The sequence below is a fragment of the Streptomyces sp. NPDC001100 genome, from assembly GCF_053598575.1.
Genome location: NZ_JBSFKO010000028.1, coordinates 1 through 23,306 on the forward strand (window position 1 = coordinate 1; position 23,306 = coordinate 23,306).

General features: G+C 70.6%; 26 protein-coding genes. 17 read left to right on the forward strand and 9 right to left on the reverse strand.

From position 1 onward, the window contains the following. Positions 1-157: 157 nt before the first annotated feature. Positions 158-856, forward strand: a complete 699-nt coding sequence (locus tag ACWDEW_RS32820) for an SDR family NAD(P)-dependent oxidoreductase (RefSeq protein ID WP_450517577.1) — start codon at positions 158-160, stop codon at positions 854-856. Positions 857-991: 135 nt separating this feature from the next. Next, the gene (locus ACWDEW_RS32825) at positions 992-2,773 is read left to right on the forward strand and encodes an FAD-binding dehydrogenase (protein WP_450517579.1); all 1,782 of its coding nucleotides are present in this window, start codon (positions 992-994) and stop codon (positions 2,771-2,773) included. 62 nt (positions 2,774-2,835) lie between these two features. On the opposite strand, the gene ACWDEW_RS32830 is transcribed toward ACWDEW_RS32825, so the two are convergent. Beyond that, the gene (locus ACWDEW_RS32830; RefSeq protein ID WP_450517581.1) at positions 2,836-3,492 is read right to left on the reverse strand and encodes a maleylpyruvate isomerase N-terminal domain-containing protein; all 657 of its coding nucleotides are present in this window, start codon (positions 3,490-3,492) and stop codon (positions 2,836-2,838) included. Between the two features lie 32 nt (positions 3,493-3,524). Continuing rightward, positions 3,525-4,250 carry a TetR/AcrR family transcriptional regulator gene (locus ACWDEW_RS32835; protein ID WP_450517582.1) on the reverse strand — a complete coding sequence of 242 codons (726 nt, stop codon included), beginning with the start codon at positions 4,248-4,250 and terminating at the stop codon, positions 3,525-3,527. A gap of 184 nt (positions 4,251-4,434) precedes the next feature. Between ACWDEW_RS32835 and ACWDEW_RS32840 the strand changes: the two genes are divergently transcribed. The 4 genes from ACWDEW_RS32840 (at position 4,435) to ACWDEW_RS32855 (ending at position 8,442) form a co-directional block, all read left to right on the forward strand. Beyond that, on the forward strand, positions 4,435-6,636 hold the full coding sequence (locus ACWDEW_RS32840; RefSeq protein WP_450517584.1) for an MMPL family transporter: 2,202 nt from the start codon (positions 4,435-4,437) through the stop codon (positions 6,634-6,636). Positions 6,637-6,707: 71 nt separating this feature from the next. Continuing rightward, positions 6,708-7,175, forward strand: a complete 468-nt coding sequence (locus tag ACWDEW_RS32845; protein ID WP_450517586.1) for a MarR family winged helix-turn-helix transcriptional regulator — start codon at positions 6,708-6,710, stop codon at positions 7,173-7,175. Next, positions 7,172-8,104, forward strand: a complete 933-nt coding sequence (locus ACWDEW_RS32850; protein WP_450517588.1) for an NADP-dependent oxidoreductase — start codon at positions 7,172-7,174, stop codon at positions 8,102-8,104. The genes ACWDEW_RS32845 and ACWDEW_RS32850 overlap by 4 nt, the downstream gene beginning before the upstream one ends. 137 nt (positions 8,105-8,241) lie before the next feature. Continuing rightward, a complete protein-coding gene (locus ACWDEW_RS32855; protein WP_450517590.1) occupies positions 8,242-8,442 on the forward strand; it encodes a hypothetical protein in 201 nt (66 codons plus the stop codon). Positions 8,443-8,452: 10 nt separating this feature from the next. On the opposite strand, the gene eno is transcribed toward ACWDEW_RS32855, so the two are convergent. Further along, complete coding sequence (eno, locus tag ACWDEW_RS32860; RefSeq protein WP_450517591.1) at positions 8,453-9,736, reverse strand: phosphopyruvate hydratase; 1,284 nt, start codon at positions 9,734-9,736, stop codon at positions 8,453-8,455. Between the two features lie 100 nt (positions 9,737-9,836). Here eno and ACWDEW_RS32865 point away from each other — a divergent pair, with 100 nt between their 5' ends. Next, positions 9,837-10,700 carry a winged helix-turn-helix transcriptional regulator gene (locus ACWDEW_RS32865; protein ID WP_450517593.1) on the forward strand — a complete coding sequence of 288 codons (864 nt, stop codon included), beginning with the start codon at positions 9,837-9,839 and terminating at the stop codon, positions 10,698-10,700. A 6-nt stretch (positions 10,701-10,706) separates the two neighbouring features. Here the strand turns inward: ACWDEW_RS32865 and ACWDEW_RS32870 are convergent, their stop codons facing one another. Continuing rightward, positions 10,707-11,483, reverse strand: a complete 777-nt coding sequence (locus tag ACWDEW_RS32870) for an SDR family oxidoreductase (RefSeq protein ID WP_450517595.1) — start codon at positions 11,481-11,483, stop codon at positions 10,707-10,709. A gap of 231 nt (positions 11,484-11,714) precedes the next feature. Between ACWDEW_RS32870 and ACWDEW_RS32875 the strand changes: the two genes are divergently transcribed. Together ACWDEW_RS32875 and ACWDEW_RS32880 are read left to right on the forward strand one after the other, a co-directional pair. Next, positions 11,715-12,134, forward strand: a complete 420-nt coding sequence (locus ACWDEW_RS32875) for a hypothetical protein (RefSeq protein WP_450517597.1) — start codon at positions 11,715-11,717, stop codon at positions 12,132-12,134. Beyond that, positions 12,131-12,754, forward strand: coding sequence for a threonine aldolase family protein (locus ACWDEW_RS32880; protein WP_450517598.1), 624 nt, complete (start codon positions 12,131-12,133; stop codon positions 12,752-12,754). Before ACWDEW_RS32875 ends, ACWDEW_RS32880 begins: the two co-directional genes overlap by 4 nt. A gap of 47 nt (positions 12,755-12,801) precedes the next feature. On the opposite strand, the gene ACWDEW_RS32885 is transcribed toward ACWDEW_RS32880, so the two are convergent. Both ACWDEW_RS32885 and ACWDEW_RS32890 read right to left on the reverse strand, forming a co-directional pair. Then, a complete protein-coding gene (locus ACWDEW_RS32885; protein WP_450517599.1) occupies positions 12,802-14,202 on the reverse strand; it encodes a glutamate decarboxylase in 1,401 nt (466 codons plus the stop codon). 81 nt (positions 14,203-14,283) lie between these two features. Then, positions 14,284-14,874 carry a CGNR zinc finger domain-containing protein gene (locus ACWDEW_RS32890; protein WP_450517601.1) on the reverse strand — a complete coding sequence of 197 codons (591 nt, stop codon included), beginning with the start codon at positions 14,872-14,874 and terminating at the stop codon, positions 14,284-14,286. 26 nt (positions 14,875-14,900) lie between these two features. Between ACWDEW_RS32890 and ACWDEW_RS32895 the strand changes: the two genes are divergently transcribed. From ACWDEW_RS32895 to ACWDEW_RS32915, 5 genes are all read left to right on the forward strand, one after another. Further along, positions 14,901-15,398 (forward strand): GNAT family N-acetyltransferase, encoded by a 498-nt coding sequence (locus ACWDEW_RS32895; RefSeq protein WP_450517602.1) that lies wholly within the window; start codon positions 14,901-14,903, stop codon positions 15,396-15,398. Between the two features lie 250 nt (positions 15,399-15,648). Further along, positions 15,649-16,005, forward strand: coding sequence for a hypothetical protein (locus tag ACWDEW_RS32900; protein WP_450517604.1), 357 nt, complete (start codon positions 15,649-15,651; stop codon positions 16,003-16,005). 215 nt (positions 16,006-16,220) lie between these two features. Continuing rightward, positions 16,221-16,688 (forward strand): cupin domain-containing protein, encoded by a 468-nt coding sequence (locus ACWDEW_RS32905; RefSeq protein ID WP_450517606.1) that lies wholly within the window; start codon positions 16,221-16,223, stop codon positions 16,686-16,688. A gap of 48 nt (positions 16,689-16,736) precedes the next feature. Further along, complete coding sequence (locus ACWDEW_RS32910; RefSeq protein WP_450517608.1) at positions 16,737-17,666, forward strand: alpha/beta hydrolase; 930 nt, start codon at positions 16,737-16,739, stop codon at positions 17,664-17,666. 64 nt (positions 17,667-17,730) lie between these two features. Further along, a complete protein-coding gene (locus ACWDEW_RS32915) occupies positions 17,731-18,600 on the forward strand; it encodes a helix-turn-helix transcriptional regulator (RefSeq protein ID WP_450517609.1) in 870 nt (289 codons plus the stop codon). Positions 18,601-18,613: 13 nt separating this feature from the next. Here the strand turns inward: ACWDEW_RS32915 and ACWDEW_RS32920 are convergent, their stop codons facing one another. Together ACWDEW_RS32920 and ACWDEW_RS32925 are read right to left on the reverse strand one after the other, a co-directional pair. Further along, positions 18,614-19,150, reverse strand: coding sequence for a hypothetical protein (locus ACWDEW_RS32920; protein WP_450517611.1), 537 nt, complete (start codon positions 19,148-19,150; stop codon positions 18,614-18,616). A 100-nt stretch (positions 19,151-19,250) separates the two neighbouring features. Beyond that, complete coding sequence (locus ACWDEW_RS32925) at positions 19,251-19,844, reverse strand: TetR/AcrR family transcriptional regulator (RefSeq protein WP_450517613.1); 594 nt, start codon at positions 19,842-19,844, stop codon at positions 19,251-19,253. A gap of 88 nt (positions 19,845-19,932) precedes the next feature. On the opposite strand from ACWDEW_RS32925, the gene ACWDEW_RS32930 reads away from it, so the two are divergent. Next, positions 19,933-20,424 carry an FBP domain-containing protein gene (locus ACWDEW_RS32930; RefSeq protein WP_450517615.1) on the forward strand — a complete coding sequence of 164 codons (492 nt, stop codon included), beginning with the start codon at positions 19,933-19,935 and terminating at the stop codon, positions 20,422-20,424. On the opposite strand, the gene ACWDEW_RS32935 is transcribed toward ACWDEW_RS32930, so the two are convergent. Beyond that, a complete protein-coding gene (locus ACWDEW_RS32935; RefSeq protein WP_450517616.1) occupies positions 20,402-21,163 on the reverse strand; it encodes a phosphotransferase in 762 nt (253 codons plus the stop codon). The genes ACWDEW_RS32930 and ACWDEW_RS32935 overlap by 23 nt on opposite strands. Positions 21,164-21,467: 304 nt before the next feature. Here ACWDEW_RS32935 and ACWDEW_RS32940 point away from each other — a divergent pair, with 304 nt between their 5' ends. After that, positions 21,468-22,532, forward strand: a complete 1,065-nt coding sequence (locus tag ACWDEW_RS32940) for a FecCD family ABC transporter permease (RefSeq protein ID WP_450517789.1) — start codon at positions 21,468-21,470, stop codon at positions 22,530-22,532. Continuing rightward, positions 22,532-23,299 carry an ABC transporter ATP-binding protein gene (locus tag ACWDEW_RS32945; RefSeq protein ID WP_450517617.1) on the forward strand — a complete coding sequence of 256 codons (768 nt, stop codon included), beginning with the start codon at positions 22,532-22,534 and terminating at the stop codon, positions 23,297-23,299. Before ACWDEW_RS32940 ends, ACWDEW_RS32945 begins: the two co-directional genes overlap by 1 nt. The last annotated feature ends 7 nt before the right edge of the window (positions 23,300-23,306 follow it).

A 23,306-nucleotide genomic window follows, 5' to 3' on the forward strand; every position in this document is an offset into this window, starting at 1 on the left:
CGAAGGCAGCCTGAGCCAGGAATCCCCCAGCTTCAGCTGGGGGAGGATGTCAATGCCATGCCCTCCATCCTGCCCCTGAACTCATGATCCTGGTAATGATGTTCCTACGGTCGTGCCGTCCCTGGCACAGCACCGGCGCCGCGCGGACGATCGACGCATGACCACCACGTTCATCACCGGAGCCAACAAGGGGCTCGGCCACGAGACCGCCCGTCGTCTCCTCGCCCTCGGCCACACCGTGATCGTCGGGGCCCGCGACGAGGAGCGGGGTGCCGCTGCCGCCGTCGAGTTGGGTGCGCGGTTCGTCCGCATCGATGTCACCGACGACGCCTCTGTCGCCGCCGCGGCGGCCGATGTCGCCGTACACGAAGGCGTACTCGACGTCCTGATCAACAACGCCGGAGTGCACGGCCCGCACGGGGATCCCGCAGAGTTGACGGGTGCCGACGCGCTCGCCGTCTTCGACGTCAACGTCTTCGGCGCGGTCCGCACGACCACCGCCTTCCTCCCACTGCTGCGCCGCTCGGCCGACCCGGTCGTCATCAACGTCAGCAGCGGCATGGGGTCCCTCGCCATCACGCACGACCCGTCGCGGATCGAGTCCTCCGTCGTCGCGCCGCTCTACACCGCGTCCAAGGCGGCACTCACCATGCTGACCACTCAATACGCCAAGGCCCTCAAGGACGTCCGGGTCAACGCCGCCGATCCCGGCTACACGGCGACCGACCTCAACGGCCACAGCGGTCCCCAGACCGTCACCGAGGGAACCGACGCGATCGTCAGGCTCGCCACCGAGGGGCCGGGCGCGGGCTCCGGCCGCTTCATCGACCGGGAAGGACCACTCGACATGGCGTGACCCGGACCTGCGCAACACTGCCGACACAGCTTGGTTTCCTTAGGTGCTACCGGCGGTAACAACAGAGGTGTCGCGGCACGCGCCACGTGTCGCGCACACCTCCCGCACCTCCCGTACTCATTCGGAAGGCACCTCATGGAGAACCTGACGTCCCCCACGGCGATCAGCAGACGAAGAGCACTGACGGTGGCCGGCGGAGTCGCCGCCGGTGCCGCCCTCGCGGCGCACGCGGTACCGGCGTTCGCGGCCGGCACCTCGGACGCCGACGCCATCGTCGTCGGCCACGGCCTGGCCGGACTGGTCGCGACGGCCGAACTGGTCGCCGCCGGAAAGAAGGTGCTGCTCCTGGACCAGGAGCCCGAGTCCAACCTCGGTGGCCAGGCGTTCTGGTCCTTCGGTGGACTGTTCCTGATCAACTCCGACGAGCAGCGGCTCATGGGCATCAAGGACTCCCAGGAGCTGGCCTGGCAGGACTGGCTGGGCACGGCCGGCTTCGACCGCGGTATCGACGACCCGGCCGGCCAGGACTACTGGGCCCACAAGTGGGCCGAGGCGTATGTGGACTTCGCCGCCAACGAGAAGCGGTCCTGGCTCTACGGCCTTGGCATCCGCTGGTTCCCGATCGTCGGCTGGGCGGAGCGCGGCGGCGGCCTCGCGGACGGACACGGCAACTCGGTGCCCCGTTTCCACGTCACCTGGGGCACCGGACCGGCCGTGGTCGAGCCGTTCGAGAAGCAGGTGCGGGCCGGGGTCGCGAGCGGCAAGGTGGTCTTCAAGTTCCGCCACCAGGTCAACGAGATCGTCCGCACCGGCGGTGCCGTGACCGGCGTCCGCGGCTCGGTCCTCGAACCCAGCACCGCCCAGCGCGGCAAGGCCACCTCCCGCACCGTGGTGGGCGACTTCGAGCTCAAGGCCCCCGTCGTGATCGTCACGTCGGGCGGCATAGGCGCCAACCACGACCTCGTACGGCAGAACTGGCCGGCCCGGCTCGGCACCCCGCCCAAGAACATGATCACCGGCGTGCCCGCCTACGTGGACGGCCGGATGCTGGGCATCACCGCGGCGGCGGGCGGCCGTATCGTCAACCCCGACCGGATGTGGCACTACACCGAGGGCCTCAAGAACTACGACCCGATATGGCCCAACCACGGCATCCGCATCCTCCCGGGCCCGTCCTCCATGTGGTTCGACGCCAAGGGCAAGCGCTTCTCCGCCCCCGACATGCCGGGCTACGACACCCTCCACACCCTCGGCTCGATCACCGCCAGCGGCTACGACTACTCGTGGTTCGTCACCACGAGCAAGATCATCGCGAAGGAGTTCGCGCTCTCCGGGTCCGAACAGAACCCCGACCTCACCAACAAGGACATCCTGAAGCTCCTCTCGCGCATCTGGCAGACGCCGGAGCCGATCGAGAAGTTCAGGAAGAACGGCGTCGACTTCGTCACCGCATCCAGCCTCTCCGAACTGGTCCTCGGCATGAACAGGCTGACCGGCGACGGCCTGATCGAACTGGCCGATCTCCAGCGGCAGATCGAGGCCCGGGACCGGGAGATCGACAACCCGTACTCGAAGGACGCCCAGGTGATGGGGATCCGCAACGCCCTTTCCTACACCGGCGATTCACTCAGCCGCACCGCCGCGATCCACAAGATCCTGGACCCGGCCGCCGGACCGCTGATCGCCGTCCGTCTCAACATCCTCACCCGCAAGACCCTCGGCGGCCTCCAGACCGACCTCTCGGGCCGCGTCCTGGACGCCACCGGTACACCGGTTCCCGGTCTGTACGCGGCCGGTGAGGTGTCCGGCTTCGGCGGCGGGGGAGTGCACGGCTACCGCTCGATGGAGGGCACCTTCCTCGGCGGCTGCCTGTTCTCCGGCCGCCAGGCGGGCCGCGCGGCGGCGGCAGCGATCTGAGTGATACGGCCGCTCGCCTCAGGTCGGCAACTCGGGTGCACCCGCCACGAGTTGCCGACAGGTCAGCCGAGGTAGAGGGGCAACTCCGTCGCGAGGTGGCCCAGTTGTGCTCTTTCCGTATCCGTCGGCGTACGCCGCCCCGTGCCGACGAGCAACGCGTCCCGGTCGGAGAACGACGCGGGGAACGCGGCCCCGGCGATCCCCTCCAGCAACTCGCGTGCCCCGGCGAGTGATTCGGCGGACGGCCCCGCGGCGTCCGGGAGATGGGCGACCAGGTCGAGGTGGTGCAGCGTCCACTCCAGGACGTACGCGGAGAGATAGTCGCCCGAGGTGAGCACCTGGTCCTGCGTGCTCACCCGCAGACCGGGGTCGGCGAGCCGGGCGGCGCGGCCGGCGGCCGAACCGACGTCGTCCAGATGGAACTTGAGCAGCCGGGGCTCCTCGTACGCGGCGGCCAGCCGGACGGTCAGCGCGTCGAGCGGGTCGTCACCGGTGGGTGGCGTCCGGCTGACCGCCCAGTAGGTCACCGCGTCGCGGGTCGGTTCCGTGTCGGCGGGTGTCACGAGGGTGATCAGCACGTCCTGGGCGTCGATGACCAGATGGCAGACCAGGTCCCGCACCAGCCACCCGGCACACCCCGAAGGTCGTTCGAAATCAGCGTCGTTGAGGTCGGCGACCGCCGCGAGCAGAGCTGTCCAGGAGCCTGAGAAGAGATCCACCTCGGCACGCTACGGCGCTCCGGCGGACCGTGTCACGTGATCCGGCGGTGGATGTCCGCCAGCAGGTTGCGCATCGCCATCCGGAAGAGTTCCTCCTGGTGACCGCCGAGGAAGGTGGTGTGCCCGAACACCTCCAGTGCGACCAGGCCGTGCAGATGTCCCCACGCGCTCATCAGCAGGGCGGTCGCGGGCGGCGGCAGACGTCCCTGGCCGTAGTGCGGCAACTGCGCCAGATACCCCCGGAGTTCGGGTGAGAGCGCGGGGAGGTCGGCCGCGGCGAGCTGCCCCGGGGTGAACTCCTCGAAGAGCTCGCGCTCGAAGATCATGCTCATCCGCCGAGTGGCTTGGGTGGTCGGGCCGTCGGCCGGTGCCGCGTAGTCCCGCAGCGGTGTGCCGTAGAGGAGTTGGAAGCGCTCGGGGTGGGCGATGCCCCACCGTCGGTAGCCCTCGGCCGCCCGCACGAGGCGGGGCAGGTCCGGGTCGTCCGCCGGGGTCTCGGTGGCTGTCTGCACGGCGTCGGCCAGGTCGTCGTAGGCCTTGGTGACGAGGACCGTGATGAGGGCGTCCCGGCTCGGGAAGTAGTGGTAGAGCGCCTGCACGGTCATGCCGAGGCTGCGGGCGACCGCGCGCAGGGACAGGGCTGCCGGGCCGTGTTCGGTGAGGTGGCGCTCGGCTGCCTCCACGATCTCCTGGGTGGCGGCGGCCCGGCGCCGCTCGCGCAGGGACGGGAGGGAAGTCGTGGCTTCGTCGGCAGGCATGCGGCGACCGTACGACGGCAACTCGCCCGGGGGAACGCGAAGTTGCGAGGTGTGAGGAAAATCTAACACTGCCAAATCTTCTTGCTCGTCACTAGCGTCGTACGCGGCGACGAAGAGTTCCCTATGGGGCAACTCCATCTGTTTCGCGCCTTTTTCGACGTACGGACAGCAAAGGAGAACGGGCGTGTTTGAACGCATAGCCGAGCTGGTGATCCGCCGGTCGCGGCTGGTACTCGTCGTCGCCGTCGTGGCCGTGGCCCTCATGGGGGTCCTGGGCGCCGGCGCCTTCGGCAAGTTGCTCGGAGGTGGCTACGACGACCCGTCCTCCGCGTCCTCCCGCGCAGCGAAGGTCATCGACCGGAAGTTCGATGGGGAGACGAACCTGGTCCTGCTGGTCGGCGCCACCGGGGGCCGCGTGGACGGGACGCCGGCGGAGCAGAGCGGCCGGGCCCTGGTGGCCAAACTCAAGAAGGAACCGCACTTGGAGAACGTGATCTCGTTCTGGGACACGTCCAGCCCCGACCTCAGATCCAAGGACGGCCACGAAGCTGTGGTGCTCGCCCATGTGAAGGGCAACGACACCGAGCGGGACGAGAACGCGAAGAGGGTCATCGACGCCTACGCCGGACCGTACGAGGACACCCTCACCGTCCGGGCGGGCGGCGGCGCGGCCGTGACCAGCGAGATGGGCACCCAGTCGGCCAAGGACCTCGTGCTGGCCGAGTCCATCGCCGTACCCCTCACCCTCGTACTGCTCCTGCTGGTCTTCGGCAGCGCGGTCGCCGCCCTGCTGCCGCTGGCCATCGGCACCATCGCCATCGCGGGCACCTTCGCGGAGCTGTTCCTCCTCGGCAGCGTCACCGACGTCTCCGTCTTCGCGGTCAACCTGACCACCGCACTGGGGCTCGGCCTCGGCATCGACTACGCGCTGCTGATGGTCAGCCGGTTCCGGGAACAGCTCGCGACCGGGGCGAGCGTGCACGACGCCGTACGGCGGACCGTGAGCACCGCGGGCCGTACCGTCGCGTTCTCGGCGGCGACCGTCGCTGCGGCGCTCGCGGCCCTGCTGGTGTTCCCGCAGTACTTCCTGCGCTCCTTCGGCTACGCCGGGGTCGGTGTCGTCGTCATCGCGGCCGTCAGCACCCTGTTCGTCATGCCGGCCCTGTTCGTCGTCCTCGGCCACCGCGTCAACGGCGGACGGCTGCCGTGGGCCAACCGTGCCCGCTCCGGCACCCGGGCACCCCTGTGGGGACGGCTGGCCCGCACCGTCATGCGGCGGCCCGCGCTCACCGCGCTGCCCGTCCTCGCGGTCCTGCTGCTCGCGGCGAGCCCGCTGCTGGGCATCACCTTCGGCACCCCCGACGAACGTGTCCTGCCCGAGGACGCCGCGAGCCGTCAGGTCTCCGCCGTACTGCGGGAGAAGTTCAACGGCAGCGACGACGCGGCTCTCCACGTCGTCATTGACTCACCCGTCAACAAGAGTGAGCTCGGGGTGTACGCGACCCAGCTGTCCGGGCTGGAGGGTGTCGTCCGCGTCGAGACCAGCACGGGTACCTACGCCAAGGGACAGCCGACTGCGGCCGATCCCGGCAACCCCGCCCTCGGCCGCCCCGACGCGCAGCAGATCAACGTGGTCAGCACCCTGACACCGAAGTCCGACGCGGCCCAGAGCCTGGTCCGGGAGGTGCGGGCGGTCGCCGTGCCCGCCGGAAGGCGGCCCCTGGTGGGCGGAGTCGACGCCGTGCTCGTCGACTCCAAGCACTCCGTCGGCACCCGGCTCCCGCTCGCCGTGGCCCTGGTCGCCCTCACCACGTTCCTGCTGCTCTTCCTCTTCACCGGCAGCGTCGTACAACCGCTGCGCGCCCTGCTCCTCAACATGATCAGCCTGGGAGCCACCCTCGGCGTCATGACATGGATCTTCCAGGACGGCCATCTCTCCTCCTTGCTGGGCTTCACGGCACAGCCGATGGACGTCTCCATGACCGTGCTGATGTTCTGCATCGCCTTCGGCCTCTCGATGGACTACGAGGTCTTCGTCACCAGCCGGATCAAGGAACTCCACGACCAGGGCGCGGACAACGAGTCCGCCGTGACCAACGGTCTCGGACACACCGGACGCATCGTCACCGCTGCGGCCTGCCTCCTCGCGGTGAGCTTCTTCGCCTTCGGCACGGCGAAGCTCAGCTTCATGCAGCTGTTCGGCCTGGGCAGCGGACTGGCCATCCTCATCGACGCCGTAGCCGTACGCGGTGTCCTCGTCCCCGCCGCGATGCGGCTGCTCGGCCGGTCGGCGTGGTACGCGCCCGGCTTCCTGCGCCGCTTCCACGCACGGTTCGGCCTCAGCGAAGGCGGCACCGCCCCGGAGCCGCACCTGATCCGCTCGTGAGAGGCGCACGCGAAGTGTATTAGAGCTAAGATGATTAGAGCTAATACACTTCGGCCGGAAGGGGCCCGCGCGTGGACCTGCGGCAGCTGTTCGACGACCTGGTCCGTTTCGAGACGGACCTGTGGAACGGGATCGACGCCCGGCTCCGCCAGGACTGCGGTGTGACCCTGGGCAGCCTGAACGTGCTGCTCGTCGTCGAGCGCGCGGGCTCCTGCCGGGTCAACGACATCGCCGCCGCCCTCTCCATCACGGTCGGCGGCGCGAGCCAGGCCGTCGACCGGCTGGAGAAGGCGGGCCACTGCGCACGACGGCCGCACCGCACCGACCGCCGCTCCTCGATCGTCGAACTGACGGCGGCCGGGCGGGACTTGGTGAACGAGGCGGGTCCGGTCTTCGACCGGGAGCTCGCGACCTGGCTGGCCCGTCCGCTCGCGGCCCCGGCGCTCGGCCACCTCGCGAACACGCTTGCCGTACTCCGCGCCGCCAACCCGCGCACCCCGGACCCCGGGCCAACACCCCTGACGAAGGAGACCAGATGAGCCCCGCGCAAGCACGAGCAGTCCGCTTCGACGAGTACGGCGACCGAGACGTCCTGCACGTCACCGAGGTGCCGATGCCCAGCCCCGCCGCCGGCGAAGTCCTCGTCGAGGTCCGGGCGGCCGGCATCAACCCCGGTGAGGCGGCGATCCGTTCGGGCGCGATGCGCGAGCGCTTCCCCGCTACCTTCCCGTCCGGTCAGGGCAGTGACCTCGCCGGAGTCGTCACCGCGCTCGGCGAGGGAGTCACCGACTTCGGCCTCGGCGACGAGGTACTCGGCTTCTCCTGGCAGCGCTCAAGCCACGCCACCCACGTCGTCGTACCGGCGACGCAACTGATCCCCAAGCCGGCCACCCTGAGCTGGGAAGTGGCCGGCTCCCTCTACGTCGTCGGCTGCACCGCGTGGGCCGCGGTGGACGCGGTGGCACCCAAGCCCGGCGAGACCGTCGCCGTCTCGGCCGCCGCCGGGGGAGTGGGCACCGTCACGGTCCAACTCCTCGCCCTGCACGGTGCGAACGTCCTCGGCATCGCCTCACCCGCCAACGCCGAGTGGCTCACCGCCCACGGCGCCACCCCGGTCCCGTACGGCGACGGGCTCGCCGAGTCCCTCACCGCGGCGGCACCCGGCGGGATCGACGCGTTCATCGACCTGTTCGGACCCGACTACGTCCAACTCGCCGTCGATCTCGGCATCCCCCGGGACCGGATCGAGACGATCATCTCGTTCCAGAAGGCGCAGGAACTCGGCACCAGGAGCGCGGGCAGCGAAGGTGCCTCCACTCGGGAGGTCCTCACCGAAATGGCCGACCACGTGGCCTCCGGCCGTATCGAGATTCCGATCGCCGCCACCTGTCCCCTCGACCGCGTCCGCGACGCGTACGCCGAACTCGAACAGCGCCACACGCGCGGAAAGATCGTCCTCATCCCCTGAACTGCCCCTGAACCGGCGTCACTTGCTGTCGCGGAGCGCTGAGGTGGTCTTCCCGGTGCGTTCGCGCAGCAGCAAGCGCAGGGTGTTGGGGGTGCTCGTGGCCGGCCTTCCTGGACATGGTCTCCAGGGAAAGGTCGGTGGTGCGCAGCAGGTGGGAGGCGCGCTCGATCCGCAGGTCCTGGACGAACCGGGTGTTCGACGCCTTCGAGGACGGGCAGGGACGGCAGGCGCACCTGACCGGCCGGATCGCCGCTGCCCTGGGGGAGATCGCGGAGACGAAGCTCAGCGCGCCGCCGGTCATCGCCCCGGTCGACCTGCTGGGAGCGAAGGTCTCCTGAGGCGGACGCCTCAGCGGCGCAGTCCCAGTGCGTCCCGCCCGGCGTAGCGAGCCTGGGTGCCCAAGTCCTCCTCGATACGGATGAGTTGGTTGTACTTGGCGGTGCGGTCGGCGCGGGACAGCGACCCGGTCTTGATCTGTCCGCAGCCGGTGGCGACGGCGAGATCGGCGATCGTGGTGTCCTCGGTCTCGCCGGAGCGGTGGGACATCACCACGGTGTAGCCGGCCCGGTGGGCGGTCGCGACGGTGGCCAGGGTCTCGGTGAGGGTCCCGATCTGATTCACCTTCACCAGAATGGAGTTGGCGATCCCGTCCCGGATCCCGGCGCTGAGCAGCGTCTCGTTGGTGCAGAAGACGTCGTCACCGGTGAGCTGGCAGCGCTCGCCGAGCCGTGCGGTCAGGTCGCGCCAGCCGTCGTGGTCGTCCTCGGCCATCGGGTCCTCGATCGACGCGACCGGGTAGCGGTCGACCAACTCGGCCAGGTAGTCGGCGTGTTCGGCGGGGCTACGGCGGAGGCCCTCGCCCGTGTAGTCGTAGACCCCGTCGCGGAAGAACTCTGACGTCGCCGGGTCCATGACGAGGGTGATGTCGGTGCCGGGCTTGTAGCCGGTGCGTTCGATGGCGTGCAGGACGAAGTCGAGGGCCTCGTCGGCGGTGCGCAGGTCGGGGGCGAAGCCGCCCTCGTCGCCGACGTTGGCGCTGTGGCCGGCGGCGATCAGGTCGCGGCGCAGGGTGTGGAAGACCTCGGAGCCCATGCGGACCGCCTGCGCGAAGGTGGCCGCGCCGATCGGGGCGATCATGAACTCCTGGAAGTCCAGCGGGTTGTCGGCGTGGGCGCCGCCGTTGACGATGTTCATCATCGGTACCGGCAGCAGGCGGGCGTCGACGCCGCCGATGTAGCGGTACAGCGGGAGCCGGTGGGCGGCCGCGGCGGCCTTGGCGGTGGCGAGGGAGACCCCGAGCAGGGCGTTGGCGCCGAGGCGCGCCTTGGTGTCGGTGCCGTCGAGTTCGATCATGGTGTGGTCGACGGTGGCCTGGTCCTCGGCGTCGAGTCCGGTCACCGCGTCCGCGATGGTCTCGTTGACGGCGTCGACGGCACGCCGAACTCCCTTGCCGTGGTAGCGGGTTGGATCACCGTCGCGCAGTTCCACCGCCTCCCTGGCTCCGGTGGAGGCGCCCGACGGTACGGCCGCGCGGCCGAGCGATCCGTCCTTGAGCTCCACGTCCACCTCGACGGTCGGGTTGCCCCGGCTGTCGATGATCTCGCGTGCGACGACCCGGCTGATGGCGGTCACGGTGCAACTCCTCACGCAGGGCCCGCGTCTCCGGCGTCGGCGGGCGGTAAGTTCCGTCATGAAACAAAGTGAGTCCTGAAAGAGAACCTACTATGGGCGCATGAGGATGCACAACGCCGACGAGACCTGCGGCATCGCCCAGGCCGCCGTGGTCCTGGGGGACTGGTGGAACGTACTGGTGCTGCGGGAGATCGCCCGCGGCCATGTCCGTTTCGACGCGCTGGCCGCCGGGATCGGCCTGTCCCGCAACGTCCTGACCGAACGCCTGGGCCGGCTCGTCGCGAGCGGGGTACTGCACCGCCGCCTCTATCAGCGGCGTCCGGTGCGCTACGAGTACGTACTCACCGATGCCGGGCTCGGTCTGCTGCCCCTGCTCGTGGCCATGCAGGACTGGGGCGACCGGTGGATGCTCGGTGACGGCACTCTCAGCGCGACCACGGCCGAGGACAGCGCCGAGCACTCCCGCGTGCACGCCCTGCCCGGCACCCGTCTGCCCGACGACCTTCAACTCCCCGGCATCCAGGGCACGGACGTGCCGGTCGTCTCACCGGAAGCCGCCGCGACCGTGCTGTTCACCTACCCCGGCACGGGCATCGAGTGGGGCGAGCCACCGATCCCCGGAGCCGAGGGCTGCACGTTGGAGAACCGGCTCTTCCGCGAGGCCTGGCCCGAATTCCGCCGGGCGGGCGTGGATATGCGTGGGGTCAGCACTCAACTCCCGCACGAACAAGCGGAGTTCGCCCGGGCCGAGGAGATCCCGTTCCCTCTCCTGTCCGACGCCCATCACCAACTCGCCGCCGCCCTGCGGTTGCCGACGTTCCGCGCGGCGGGCCGGCTGCGGCACAAACGGCTGATCCTGATCATCGACGCCGAACGGACCGTACGGCACGCGCTGTTCCCGGTCGACGACATCCCGCACGCCGTCAAGGAGAGCCTGCGCCTGGCCGCGGAGTGCGCCAGGTGACGTCCGCTACGCGAACCCCCCGTTGCTCTTGAGGAGTTGGCCGTTGATCCACTGGCCCTGAGGTGAGCAGAGGAAGTCGACGAGATGGGCGGTGTCCTGTGGAGTGCCGAGACGGTTGAGCGGTGTCTGCCGCAGGATCTCCGCCCGCCCCTCCTCGGTCATCCAACCGGTGTCCACCGGGCCCGGGTTGATGACGTTGGCGGTGATCCCGAGCTGGGCGAACTCGTGGGCGGCGGCCAGGGTGATGCGGTCCAGGGCGCCCTTGCTCGCACCGTAGGGGAGGTTGTTCACGGTGTGGTCGCTGGTGAGGGCGATGATCCGGCCGCTGCCCGGAGCGGCGGCGAACCGTCGGCCGTACTCGCGGATCAGCAGCCAGGTGGCGCGCGCATTGACCGCGAAGTGCCGGTCGAAACTCTCGACGGTGGTGTCGAGCAGACCGGAGTCGACGGACTCGCAGTGGCACATCACCAAGGCGGTGACGTCGCCGAGCCCGCGTCCGACCTCGTCGAAGACGCGGGCCGGAGCATCCGGGTCGGACAGATCCGCTTCGACAGCCATGGCTGCGGCGCCCTGTTCCGTGAGCGTGTCGGTGATGGCCGACGCCGCGTCGGACTCGACACCCCAGGGCATGCGCTCGTCGTAGGGAGCCCAGTAGGTGAAGGCGATGTCCCACCCCGAGGCCGCCAGCCGACGGGCGATGCCCGCACCGATCCCGACGGTGCGCCCCACTCCGGTGACGAGCGCGAGGGGGCGGGTGGTCGGGTGGTCGGTGCTCTTCGTCATGGTCCGAGATCGTTCATGACGGACACGGGATCGGCAACTGCCCTTTCCTGACGGGTGGTTGGTGCGGCGGGGTCGGCTGTGAGGGGGAGCTGCTCGAGGGACGGGACACCCTGGGTCGACGTAGCGGACTGTCTGTTTCATCCGCAGGGTGGGGGGAGGACAGCCGCCGACCGGGGATGGCTTGAGGATCGGGAGATCGTCCCGGTCCGGGACCACGACTCGGGGCTGGTCGTGGCGACGGCAGCCGTGGGCGGCGGACTTCCGTCCCTTGCCGTGGGGGAGCGGGTGCGGGCCCGGATCGATCTTGAGACTCGGATGCTGCACGCCGCGCTGCAGACCGCCGGGCACCTCGTCGAGGCGGTCGGACGGGCGCAGGGCTGGGAGATGCCCGGCAGCATCCACTTTCCCGGGCAGGCCCGCATCGAGTTCCAGGCGCCGGTCGGGGACGCGCGGCTGGGGGATCCGGAAGGGCGGGAGGAGGTGACCGCCGTGCTCCGCGAAGGGGTGGCGGCCGCTGTCGCCGACGATCTGCCGGTGTCCGCTCGCTATCTACCCGACGGACGGCGCGTCGTGCGGCTCGACGCACCGCATTCCGCGCCGTGCGGGGGCGCCGGGCCGGTGACGTCCACAGCGTGCAGCCGTCCGTGGTGAGCATCAGTCAGGCCACCGAGAGCGGGAGCGTCTACACGCTGGAGGGGATCCGCCGACTGTCCGGCATCGCCGAGGGCGCCGGACTGCGCGTCCACATGGACGGCGCGCGCTCCGCCAACGCGCTGGACCAACTCGGCGCCACCCGGGCCGAGATGACCTGGAAGGCCGGTGTCGACGTCCTGTCCTTCGGCGCCACCAAGAACGGCGCGATGACCGCCGACGCCGTCGTCTCCTTCGCCCCCGCGCTCGCCGCCGAGCTCGCCTTCCGCGCCAAGCGCGCGGGCCAGCTCGCCTCCACGATGCGGTTCCGGACGGCGCGGCCCGACGCGTACCTGACCGACGGGCTGTGGCTGCGCAACGCCCGCCGGGCCAATGAGATGGCCGCCCGCCTCGGTGACGGCCTCAAGTCCATCGCCAGCGCGGGACTGTTGGCCACCCCGCAGGCCGACATCTTCTTCTGCCGCCTGCCCCCGCCCGTCACCGAGGGACTGCTCGCCGAGGGCTACGCCTTCTACCACGACCGCTGGGAACCGGGCATCGTCCGGTTCGTCACCGCCTTCTCGCACAGCGCCGACGACATCGACCAGCTCCTCGACGCGGTCCGCCGCCACACCCGCTGATCAACGGCGGCGGGACCGGCGAACTCCGTTTCCCTCAGGGCGACTTGTCAGGCGGTGACGAGTGGCTGGAGCGGCGGCGCGGGTGCCGGCAGGACGGTGTGCAGGTTCCGGGTGACCTCGGTCAGGTCGGCGATGAACATGCCGGCGAGTTCGGCGGTGAACCCGGTCCGCACCACCAGCCGTAGCACGGAGACGTCCTGGCACGGGGCGGGGAAGCTGTACGCGGGCAGGTGCCAGCCGCGGGCGCGCATGCCGTGGGAGACGTCGAACACCGTGAAGCCCTGCGTGCCGGGGGCCAACCGGAAGGCGAACGCCGGGAGTTCGGAGCCGTCCGTGACCAGCTCGAAGGGGGCGATGGTACGGATGCGGGCGGCGAGGGCTCGGGCGGTGGTCCGGCTCTGGGCCGCCAGGTCCCGCAGCCCCTCGAAGCCGTAGCGGAGGAAGCTGTAGTACTGGGCGACGACATGCGCCCCCGGCCGGGAGAAGTTGAGGGTGAAGCTGAGGGAGCTGCCGCCGAGGTAGTCGACCTCGAACACCAGGTCGTCCGGGAGGGCCCCGGTGTCGCGCCACAACGCCCAGCCCAGGCCGGGGAAGACGTGCCCGTACTTGTGCCCCGAGGTGTTGATGGAGGCGACCCGTTCGAGCTGGAAGTCCCACATGAGGTCCGGGTCGAGGAACGGGGCGACCATGGCGCCGGACGCGCCGTCGACATGCACGGGGATGTCGGTGCCGGTGGCCGCCTGGTATCCGTCCAGGGCCATGCAGATGTCCGCGACGGGCTCGTAGGAACCGTCGAAGGTGGAGCCGAGGATCGCCACCACGCCGATGGTGTTGTCGTCGCAGTACGCGGTGAGCGCGTCTGCGGTCAGGTGGTAGCGGCCCGGCTCCATCGGGACGTAACGCGGCTCCACCTCGAAGTAGTTGGCGAACTTCTTCCAGCACACCTGCACGTTCGCGCCCATGACCAGGTTCGGGCGCGCGGTGTCCTTGCCCTGGGCGCGCCTGCGTTCCTGCCAGCGGCGCTTGAGTGCGAGTCCGCCGAGCATCGCGGCCTCACTGGAACCGGTCGTCGAGCAGCCGCGGACCTGTTCCGGGTGCGGTGCGTGCCACAGCCGCGCGAGCATCCGTACGCAGCGCTCCTCCATGGCGGTGATCTGCGGGTACTCGGCGCGGTCGGCGAGGTTCTTCTCGGCGGTCTCCGCCATCAACTCCCTTGCCTGCGGCTCCATCCACGTCGTCACGAAGGTGGCGAGATTGAGGCGTGCGTTGCCGTCGAGCATCAGCTCGTCGCGTACGCGGCGGCAGATCAGGTCGGGCGAGGACGACGTCTCGGGCAGTTCGTCGACCGGCAGCAGGAGGTCGGCGGCGGCCGGCTGTCCGGCGCGGCGGGAGACGGTCCGGGTGTCGGACCCGGCTTCGGGCATGACGGCGGTATGCGGGATGGGCATGAGTGTGGGAATGCCTTTCTGGTCCGTGCGGCCCCGTGCATTCCGACGCTAGATCCACAAGCGGTGCGACGTATGTGCCGATTACACCGATCCAGTGATCGATTTGCGCTCTGATGAACTGGATTTTCCCTTGTACATACTGGATGCGTCATTTTCCTGGCCGCGGGCCCGGTGCCGGCGCACCGCGTCGCGGTTGGCGCAGAGTTGGGAGCAGTAGCGCTGCCGTCCCGTACGGGAGGTGTCGGCGAAGACCATGTCGCACTCGGCCACGGCGCAGCGCCGCAGGCGGTGCATTCCGCGTCCCGAGAGATGCAGTGCGGTGCCCACCGCGATCAGGGAGAACAGCACATCTCCGAGCGGCTTCCGGTCGTCCCGGTAGTGGAGGTGCCAGCCGCTGCCCGCGTGGTCGGTCATCCGTGGATAGGCGGCGGCCTCCTCCAGCATCCGGTTGACCAGCGCGGCGCGCTCCTGCTCGTCGCTCGCGTCGACGACCTTCTGCCACGACTCCAGCGCGTACCGGGCCCGGTCGAGATCCTGGGCCGTCGTCGCCCGCTCCAGCGCCAGACCCGCATCGCGGCAGCGGGCCGCCAGTTCCTCGGTGTCGGAGGGAGGCCGGTTGACCAGATCCGCCGCCAGGTTCACGGCATCCTCGCCGTAAGGGTTGAGGTGCATAAGACCATTACAGCAGTCTGATCACCATGGGACAACGCGACAACACAGATCCGTCCCGGGTGCGGCAGGCCGTGGAGTACGACCTCGTGGAGCTCGTACGGCTACGGGCGCTGCTCTTCGAGGACTTGGGCGGCGACTTCTTCAACCCCGCCTCGGTGGGCGGCGATTGGCTGGACGCGCTGGCCGTCGTGCTCAAGGAACAGCTGACGGTGGACACCGTGCGCATCCTCGTGGTGGACGGCGACGGCGGCACCCTCGCGGCCTGCGGGATCGGCACCGTCGAGCAGCGACTGCCCGGACCGCATCTGCGCAACGGCCGGATCGGACAGGTCCTCGGCGTGGTCACCGACCCGGCCCACCGGAGACGCGGGCACAGCCGCTCCATCATGCGGGGCCTGCTCGACTGGTTCCGGGACAGCGGCGTCTCCCGGGTCGACCTGCACGCCTCCGCCGAAGGCGAACCGCTGTACCGCGACCTCGGATTCACCGAACACCCCGACCCCTCCCTGTACTGGCGCCCGTGATCGGCCGGGACGATGCCGCGCACTTTCGGCGGACGGTCCTCGCCGTCGCCACCTTCACCCAGGCCGCGTCGGGCTTCTTCGTGCAGGGCATCGGGGCGATGGGCATCGTCCTGCAACGTGAACTGGGCCTGAGCGCAGCACAGTTGGGCCTGCTGATCTCGGCGGCCCAACTCGCCCCGCTGCTCGGGCTCACGATCGCCGGGGAGCTGCTGGTCGGGCGTGGGCCGCCACGGCACTGCTCATCACCGCCGTGGTCGTCCACACGGTCGGTGAACTGTGGCACGCGGCGGCCGGCTTCGAGGTGTCCTTCGCGCTCGCCCCGCGCTCCGCCACCGGCCAGTACCTCGGCGTGTTCGGCCTGGGAACGAGCCTCGCCGAGGCGTTCGGCCCCGGGCTGCTCATCGCGCTGTGCATCACCTGGGGCCGCCCCGGCTGGTACGTCGTAGGCGCACTGTTCCTGCTCACCGGCCTGGCAGCGCCTCCCGCGGTCCGCCTGGCCCTACGACACGAGCAGGCTCAGCGGTCTCATGCCGAGCGCCTGAGGCTCCGGCGCCGGGCGGAGACCGCCCGGATCTCCATGTCCTCGTCCTCGGACGGCAGTTCTTGATCGGGCGCGACGTTCATGGCAGCAGAGGATGCCGCACGACGACGACGTTCTCGGACGCGCGTGACACCCCGGGGCGGACGCGGGGGAGTGGTACTGCTGGTCCTACCCGTATGCCTGGCGGCCGGGGCGGAGCCAAGAGGATCATCGCAACGACCGAGTCATCCCCGTGATCGCGCGGCAACAGGACGCGGCACGGACGCAGAACGGACACCGTCATGACCCTGGCCTACCTCGCACAACCCGAGCAGCAGCAGAAACTGGAGTGGCTCGACGGCGGTGAGTTCGCCGTACTCCTGGACGCGGCGGCCACCGGCGGACAGCTGACCGTGGGACGGTTCTCCGTCCCCAGGGGCGAGGCGCCGCCGTACCACGTGCACACACGTGAGGACGAGGTCTTCATGCTGATCAAGGGCAGTGCGCTGCTCTGGTGCGACGACGAGGAGATGGAGCTGTCGGAGGGCGGGATCGTCTTCCTTCCCCGCAACGTCCCGCACGGCTACCGGATCACCTCCGACACGGCGGATCTCCTCATGATCTGCACACCCGGCGGCATCGACGGCATGTTCCGCCACGCGGGGCGCGACCTGACGACCCCGCGCCCCGAGGGCTTCGAGATCTCCCGGGACCTCATGGCGGAGGCCGCCGACAAGTACGGCCAGATCATCGTCGGCCCGCCGCGCTGACCCGCGCCACCCCGCACCGCTTCCACCGGAACCACGAAAGGCACCACCATGTCCCGGCAACAGCGCCAGGCCCTCGACGAACTGCTGCGGCACGGTCCGCTCGACCTCGGCGGCGACGTCGCCGAACAGCGGGCCCTCTTCACCGAGTTGATGGCGTCCATCCCGTTGCCGCCCGACGTCTCGACCACGGTGGGCGAACTGGGCGGTGTCCCCGTCGTGACCGTGGAGACCCCGGCGAGCGACCCGGCGACCGTGGTCCTCTACCTGCACGGGGGCGCCTACGTCATCGGCTCGGCGGCCGACGCCGTGGGTCTGGCCGCCGAGGTCGTACGGCGCACCGACGCGCGCGCCGTGTGCGTCGACTACCGGCTGGCCCCCGAGCACCCGTTCCCCGCGGCGGTCGACGACGCCCTGGCCGTCTACCGGGCCCTCCTCGACGACGGACTGCCCAGCTCCGCGATCGCCTTCGTCGGCGAGTCCGCGGGCGGCGGTCTCGTCGCCGCGACGCTGGTCGCCGCCAAGGACGCGGGGCTGCCCCAGCCCGCGTCGGCCGCGGTGTTCTCCCCGTGGGCCGACCTGAGCGTGTCCGGCGCGAGCGCGGTGAGCAAGGCGGCCGTCGATCCCTCGGTCACCCCGGAGGGCCTGCGCAGGCGGGCCCAGGACTATCTCCGCGACACGGACCCCACCACGCCCTACGCCAGCCCCGTCTTCGCGGACCTGACCGGGCTGCCGCCGCTGCTCATTCAGGTCGGCTCGCACGAGATCCTGCTGGACGACGCCGTACGACTGGCGGCCCGCGCCGCCGCGTGCGACGTACGGGTCGATCTGCAGGTCTGGTCCCAAGTGCCGCACGTCTTCCAGGGGTTCGCGGTGATGCTCGACGAGGGCACCCAAGCGCTCGACGCGGCCGCCGCGTTCACGCGGGCGCACTGGACGGACGTCACCGAAGGCGCCGGGGCGCCCGAAGCCGTGGGGTAAAGAATCCGTAGTGCGGAGGCCGAAGCCCCGTGTGCCGTACGGCGTGTCGACGACGATGGCGTGCATGGCTGCGACGAACCACTTCGGCATCGCTCTGCGGGGGTGGCGAGAGCGTGTGTCACCACGGGAGAGCGGGCTGGAGCCGGACGGGGGGCGGCGCATCCCCGGACTGCGCCGGGAGGAACTGGCCGGGCTGGCGGGTTTGTCGGTCGACTACGTGGTCCGGCTGGAGCAGGGCCGCGCCCGCAACCCCTCGGCCCAGGTCGTCGCCGCGCTGGCCAGGGCCCTGCGCCTCGAACCGTCCGAACGCGACCACCTGTTCCGCTGCGCCCACCTCGCGCCGCCCGCGACCGGGAACGTGTCCAGGCACATGCCCGCGCGGGTGCACCGGCTCGTGGGGCAGTTGGCCGACAACCCCACCGCGGTGTTCGCCGCCGACTGGACGCTCATCGGCTGGAACGACATGTGGTCCGCCGCGATCGGCGACCCCCGCACCTACGGCTGGGACGAGCACAACCTCGTCGCCGGGATGTTCCGGCCGGGTGGCGGAACCGGACGGGCACCGATCGCGGGCTGGCCCGTGCGGTCCTGGGCGGGTGACGAGGTCGAGGAGGAGGATCTCGTCGCCGACCTGCGGGTCACGGCCGCCGCCCATCCCCATGACGCACGGCTCGTCGCCTTCGTCGACCGCATGCTGCGCGACAGCCCGCGCTTCGCCCGCCTGTGGTCCAACGGCACGGCCCGCACCCACGTCGGAGACCGAAAGACCGTAGAGCACCCGCGAGTCGGGGACATCGACCTCGACCTCGACGTCGTGATGGCCGCCGGCACCGACCTCAGGATCGTCACGTACACGGCGGCGGCCGGGACGGACGACGCGCAGAAGCTGCACGATCTGCGCGCGGCCCGCTCCCTGCCGGCCCGGGTCCCGTGAGGGCGGCGGTACGTCAGTCCTCGTCCGTGCGCGACAGCGCGTCGGTGATCAGACGGGTCGCGGAGTCGGGGTCCTCCGTGATGCGGTTGATGTGCTCCGCGAGCAGGAAGGCCGTGGCCTCCAGCGGAGTCATCTCCTCCTTGGTCCAGTCCCCGTACTGCTCGCGCCACAGATTGGGGCTCAGCCCGATGCCCGCCGCGACGACCATGCCGGCCATGGCGGGGACGGCCTCGGGAGGGATGCTCCTGGGCATCATGCGCAGCGTGCCCACGAGGGTGGGCACCACGTACTCGATGACGTCCTTGCCCTGACTCTCGTGCGCCTTCCGCAGCCACGTCATGAAGATGTAGATGAGGGTGCACATGCCGCCCAGGACGTCGTCGACGCCCTCCGGACCCAGCGACGCGATGAACTGCTCCATCAGCGCCTGCTGTTCGGGATCGGCCCCCGTCCTGCCGTCGTGGACCGTCTTGAGCCGGGAGTCGACGATCATGAGCGCCGCACCCACGTCACCGACGGGAGCGTGCTGGGGGGCGAGGGGCGATGACACGGGATTCCTCCTCGGTCGGCCGTGACCGGCAGCGCGTAGTGTCCGTGCGCATCCGTAGAGTATGCGGCCGAGGCGGAGCCGGACGGCGGTTTGCCGTCTTCTACGGTCGTGATGCGGGCGTTCCGGGCCAGGTGCGCAGCAGAGCGTCCAGCGCGTCGAGGATCCCGGTCCAACTCGCCTGTGCGTCGGGGGCGCTGTGGTCGAAGCCGCCGGCGGTCTCCAGGCCGACGAAGCCGCTGAAGACGCTGCCCAACAGCCGTACCGCATGCGTCTGTTGCGGCTCGGGCAGGTCGTAGCCGCGCAGGATCGCCCGGGTCATCCGGGCGTGCCGTACGCCCGCGCTCGCGGCGGCGGTCTCCGGGTCGAGGCGGAAGCGCGCCGCGACGAAACGACCCGGGTGCTTGAGGGCGTAGTCGCGGTAGGCGTTCGCGAAGGCGGTCAGGGCGTCCTTGCCCGCCCGTCCGGCCACCGCCGCGGAGACCTGGTCGGCCAGTTCCTCCAGGGCGAGCAGGGCGATCCTGGTCTTGAGGTCGTGGGCGTTCCTCACGTGCGAGTACAGGCTGGCGGTCTTGACGCCGAAGCGCCGGGCGAGCTCCGCGGGGGTCGCCTGCTCGAAGCCGATCTCGTCAGCCAGGTCCGCGCCCGCCCGGACCAGGCGCTCCGTGGTCAGTCCCACCCGTCCGGTGCCTGTCATGGTCGCGTCCTCCGCGTCGATTCCCTCATCCCCTGCTTCGAAGATTATGCATTTGCCTAACTCGATTAGGCAAATTAGCGTGCCTGTTATGAAACCGCTGACCGAGCAAGAGATCCGCACCGCCTTCGTGAACTGCACCAAGGGTGAGGCCAAACGCCTGTCCGTCCCCCGCGACCTGGCGGAACGATCCTGGGACGACCTGGACTTCCTGGGCTGGCGAGATCCCCAGGCCCCCGACCGGGCCTATGTCGTGACCGAGCTGGACGGCCGCCCGGTCGGTGTCCAGCTGCGCACCTCCGGTGCCGCCTCCTGGCAGCAGCGCCGCAGCATGTGTTCGGTGTGCCTGACCACCCACACCGGAGGCGTGTCCCTGATGGTCGCGCCGAGATCGGGGAAGGCCGGCCAGCAGGGCAACTCGGTCGGCGTCTACATGTGCAGCGACCTCGCCTGCTCCCTCTACGTACGCGGCAAGAAGGACACGGGCGTCGGCGCACGCCTCCAGGAGTCCCTCACCCTGGACGAGAAGATCCGGCGGACCGTGACGAACCTTGCCACGTTCATCGCGCGAGTGGGCGCGTGACCAGCAGCGCCCTCTCGAACGTGGAGCGATGCGCGGAGGTGTACGCGTGCTCCCGCTCGGACCACTCGATCCGGGGGCCGATCAACTCGGCGTCATCGGGGCGGAGTTCGGGCTCGTCGAAGCGCCGGCGCCACCACCTCGCGTTGCGTGCCTGCCGGTCGAGCATCGCGTCGACCAATTCGCCCCGGGCGGAGCCTTCCAGGCCGTAGGCGTCCGCGAGGACCCGCACCTGGGCCGCCTGCGCCGCGGCGGGCGGAGCGGTGGCGCGGGAGGACACGCACCATGTCCAGGCCGCATATCCGACGTCTTCGAGAGGATCGCCGGGTGCGGCGGTGTCGAAGTCGATGAAGGCGTAGGGCAGACCGCCGCGGAAGACGGCGTTGTTCGGACCTGGGTCGTGGTGGCAGACGACAGGGCACGCCCGGGCGAGCACGCAGCCGCGCGTCGCGTCGTGCAGGGACCGGAGCAGCACACCGGCCGCCGTGACCTGCGCGTCGGTCCAGCGCCGGAACCTGGCGGGCACCTCGCCGGGCAGATAGCCGAACGTGTCACGTCCGGCCGCGTCGAGACCGAGGTGGCGTGGGGCACCGGTGAAACCGCGCCGTTCGAGATGGTCGAGAAGCCGCGCCACGAAGGGCGACGCCTCCGTGACCGGTCGGCGCACCGTGTCCCCGACCCGCACCACGCCAGGGGTCACGCGCCCGCCGCGCAGGGGTACTTCGCCGTCCCGTCTCCGCATCTACGACCGCTCCGTTCATCGTGTCCGGGGCGAGGCCGGGGTTCGGGCGCCTCCGACCTGCTCGTCCCCGTTTGTTAGGCTCCCCTAGCCTCCCGCGGGGGAAGTCCGGTGAGAACCCGGCGCTGACCCGCAACGGTGTGCGCGGCGCCCCCGTGGTCGTCGCGCGAGCCCGATCGCCCGTGGGCGGTGCGACCCGTTGACTGCTCGCCGTGGACTGCGAGAGGGGATCCGAGCGGCCGGCACGGTCGTACGGTCTGCCTCCTCGATCGAGGCTCACCAGGCGGCCCCAGGTGAAGGACCGCCGATCGTGCGCCGACCTCCGAGCTCCGGCCCGGGCCGAACACCCCAGCCACTGTTGATACTTGGGCTACTGGTCCTGCTCTGCGCCTCCCTCGTGTGCGGTGTCGCACTGGGGGCGGCCGGCATCGGACCAGCAGACGTGTTCCGCTTCCTGTGGGCGGGGGGCACCGGCGGAACCGTGCACGCCACCGACGCCGCCGACTACACCATCGTCTGGGAGATCCGGCTGCCCAGGGTCGTCCTCGCGGCCGTCGTGGGGGCCGGGCTCTCGGCCGTCGGCGTGGCCGTCCAGGCCATGGTCCGCAACGCGCTCGCCGATCCGTTCGTCCTGGGCATCTCCTCCGGCGCGGCGGTCGGCGCCAACGCCGTCATCCTGCTGGGCGCGTTCGCCGGCCTCGGCGTCTGGGCCCTGTCCGCGTCCGCGTTCGCCTCGGCGCTCGCGGCCATGGCCCTGGTGTACGCCGTGGCGCGCTCGCCGCACGGCCTCACCCCGCTGCGGCTGATCCTCACCGGGACCGCGCTGGCCTACGGCTTCGAGGCCGTCACCACCGTGATGGTGTTCGGCGCGGCCCGTGGCGAGGCGGCCCGCTCGGCGATGATGTGGCTGCTGGGGAGCCTGGGCGGCGCGACCTGGGCACAGGTCCCACTGGCCGCCGTCACCGTCGCGGCCGGCTGGGCGTGGCTGCGGTGGCGGGCGGAATCACTCAACGCCCTCGCGATGGGGGACGAGACCTCCGCCGCGCTCGGGGTCCAACCCGCCCGACTACGGCGGGAGTTGTTCCTCGTCACCGCGGCCGTGACCGGAACGGTGGTGGCGGTCAGCGGCGCCATCGGCTTCGTCGGGCTCATGGTGCCGCACCTCGTACGGATGATCGTCGGCGCCGATCACCGCAGGGTCCTCGCGGTCGCGCCCCTGACCGGTGCGGTGCTGCTGGTCTGGGCCGACGTGCTCTCCCGGCTGCTGCTGGCGCCCGCCGAACTGCCGGTCGGCGTCATCACCGCCGTGGTGGGAGTGCCCGCCTTCCTGCTGCTGATGCGGCGCGGCGGCTATGCGTTCGGGGGGCGTTGATGCGGCTCGACATCGAGGGGCTGTCGGTCGACGCGGGCGCGGTGCGGCTGGTCGACGACATCCGGCTAGCCGTGGACCCCGGGGCCTTCGTCGGGCTCGTCGGCCCCAACGGCAGTGGTAAATCAACCCTGTTGAGGTGTGTGTACCGGGCGCTGCGGCCGGCCGGCGGCACGGTCCGGCTCGACGGGGACGACGTGCACGCGATGGAACCACGGGCCGTCGCCCGGGTGTTGGCCGCGCTGCCGCAGGAGTCGTCGGCTGAGTTCGACTTCACCGTCACCGAGGTGGTCGCCATGGGGCGGCTGCCGCACCGGGATCGGACCGCCGCGTCGGACCGGGAGATCTGCGCCGACGCCATGGAACGCACGGGCGTCGCCCACCTCGCCGACCGCGGGTTCCTCGCCCTGTCCGGCGGCGAGAGGCAGCGTGTCCTGATCGCCCGCGCCCTCGCCCAGCGCCCTCGCGTCCTCGTCCTCGACGAACCGACCAACCACCTGGACATCGCCCACCAGTTGGACGTGCTGTCCCTGGTCCGTCGCAGCGGCCCGACCGTGCTGGCGGCCCTGCACGACCTCAACCTCGCCGCCGCGCACTGCGACCTGCTGTACGTGATCGCCGACGGCCGGATCGTCGCGTCCGGCGCACCGCACGACGTACTCCGACCCACCCTGCTCGCCGAGGTGTTCGGAGTCCGAGCGCACCCGGTCCGACACCCGGAGACCGGCGCGGTCCAGCTCCTGTTCGACCTGCTCCCGCCCACTACCTGAGGACAAC

Excerpts from the sequence above, each read along its gene's own strand:
- ACWDEW_RS32820 (WP_450517577.1), top strand. The coding sequence starts at position 158 with ATGACCACCACGTTCATCACCGGAGCCAACAAGGGGCTCGGCCACGAG.
- ACWDEW_RS32825 (WP_450517579.1), top strand. The coding sequence starts at position 992 with ATGGAGAACCTGACGTCCCCCACGGCGATCAGCAGACGAAGAGCACTG.
- ACWDEW_RS32835 (WP_450517582.1), bottom strand. The coding sequence starts at position 4,250 with ATGCCTGCCGACGAAGCCACGACTTCCCTCCCGTCCCTGCGCGAGCGG.
- ACWDEW_RS32850 (WP_450517588.1), top strand. The coding sequence starts at position 7,172 with ATGAGCCCCGCGCAAGCACGAGCAGTCCGCTTCGACGAGTACGGCGAC.
- ACWDEW_RS32865 (WP_450517593.1), top strand. The coding sequence starts at position 9,837 with ATGAGGATGCACAACGCCGACGAGACCTGCGGCATCGCCCAGGCCGCC.
- ACWDEW_RS32870 (WP_450517595.1), bottom strand. The coding sequence starts at position 11,483 with ATGACGAAGAGCACCGACCACCCGACCACCCGCCCCCTCGCGCTCGTC.
- ACWDEW_RS32885 (WP_450517599.1), bottom strand. The coding sequence starts at position 14,202 with ATGCCCATCCCGCATACCGCCGTCATGCCCGAAGCCGGGTCCGACACC.
- ACWDEW_RS32890 (WP_450517601.1), bottom strand. The coding sequence starts at position 14,874 with ATGCACCTCAACCCTTACGGCGAGGATGCCGTGAACCTGGCGGCGGAT.
- ACWDEW_RS32895 (WP_450517602.1), top strand. The coding sequence starts at position 14,901 with ATGGGACAACGCGACAACACAGATCCGTCCCGGGTGCGGCAGGCCGTG.
- ACWDEW_RS32905 (WP_450517606.1), top strand. The coding sequence starts at position 16,221 with ATGACCCTGGCCTACCTCGCACAACCCGAGCAGCAGCAGAAACTGGAG.
- ACWDEW_RS32910 (WP_450517608.1), top strand. The coding sequence starts at position 16,737 with ATGTCCCGGCAACAGCGCCAGGCCCTCGACGAACTGCTGCGGCACGGT.
- ACWDEW_RS32915 (WP_450517609.1), top strand. The coding sequence starts at position 17,731 with ATGGCTGCGACGAACCACTTCGGCATCGCTCTGCGGGGGTGGCGAGAG.
- ACWDEW_RS32925 (WP_450517613.1), bottom strand. The coding sequence starts at position 19,844 with ATGACAGGCACCGGACGGGTGGGACTGACCACGGAGCGCCTGGTCCGG.
- ACWDEW_RS32930 (WP_450517615.1), top strand. The coding sequence starts at position 19,933 with ATGAAACCGCTGACCGAGCAAGAGATCCGCACCGCCTTCGTGAACTGC.
- ACWDEW_RS32935 (WP_450517616.1), bottom strand. The coding sequence starts at position 21,163 with ATGCGGAGACGGGACGGCGAAGTACCCCTGCGCGGCGGGCGCGTGACC.
- ACWDEW_RS32945 (WP_450517617.1), top strand. The coding sequence starts at position 22,532 with ATGCGGCTCGACATCGAGGGGCTGTCGGTCGACGCGGGCGCGGTGCGG.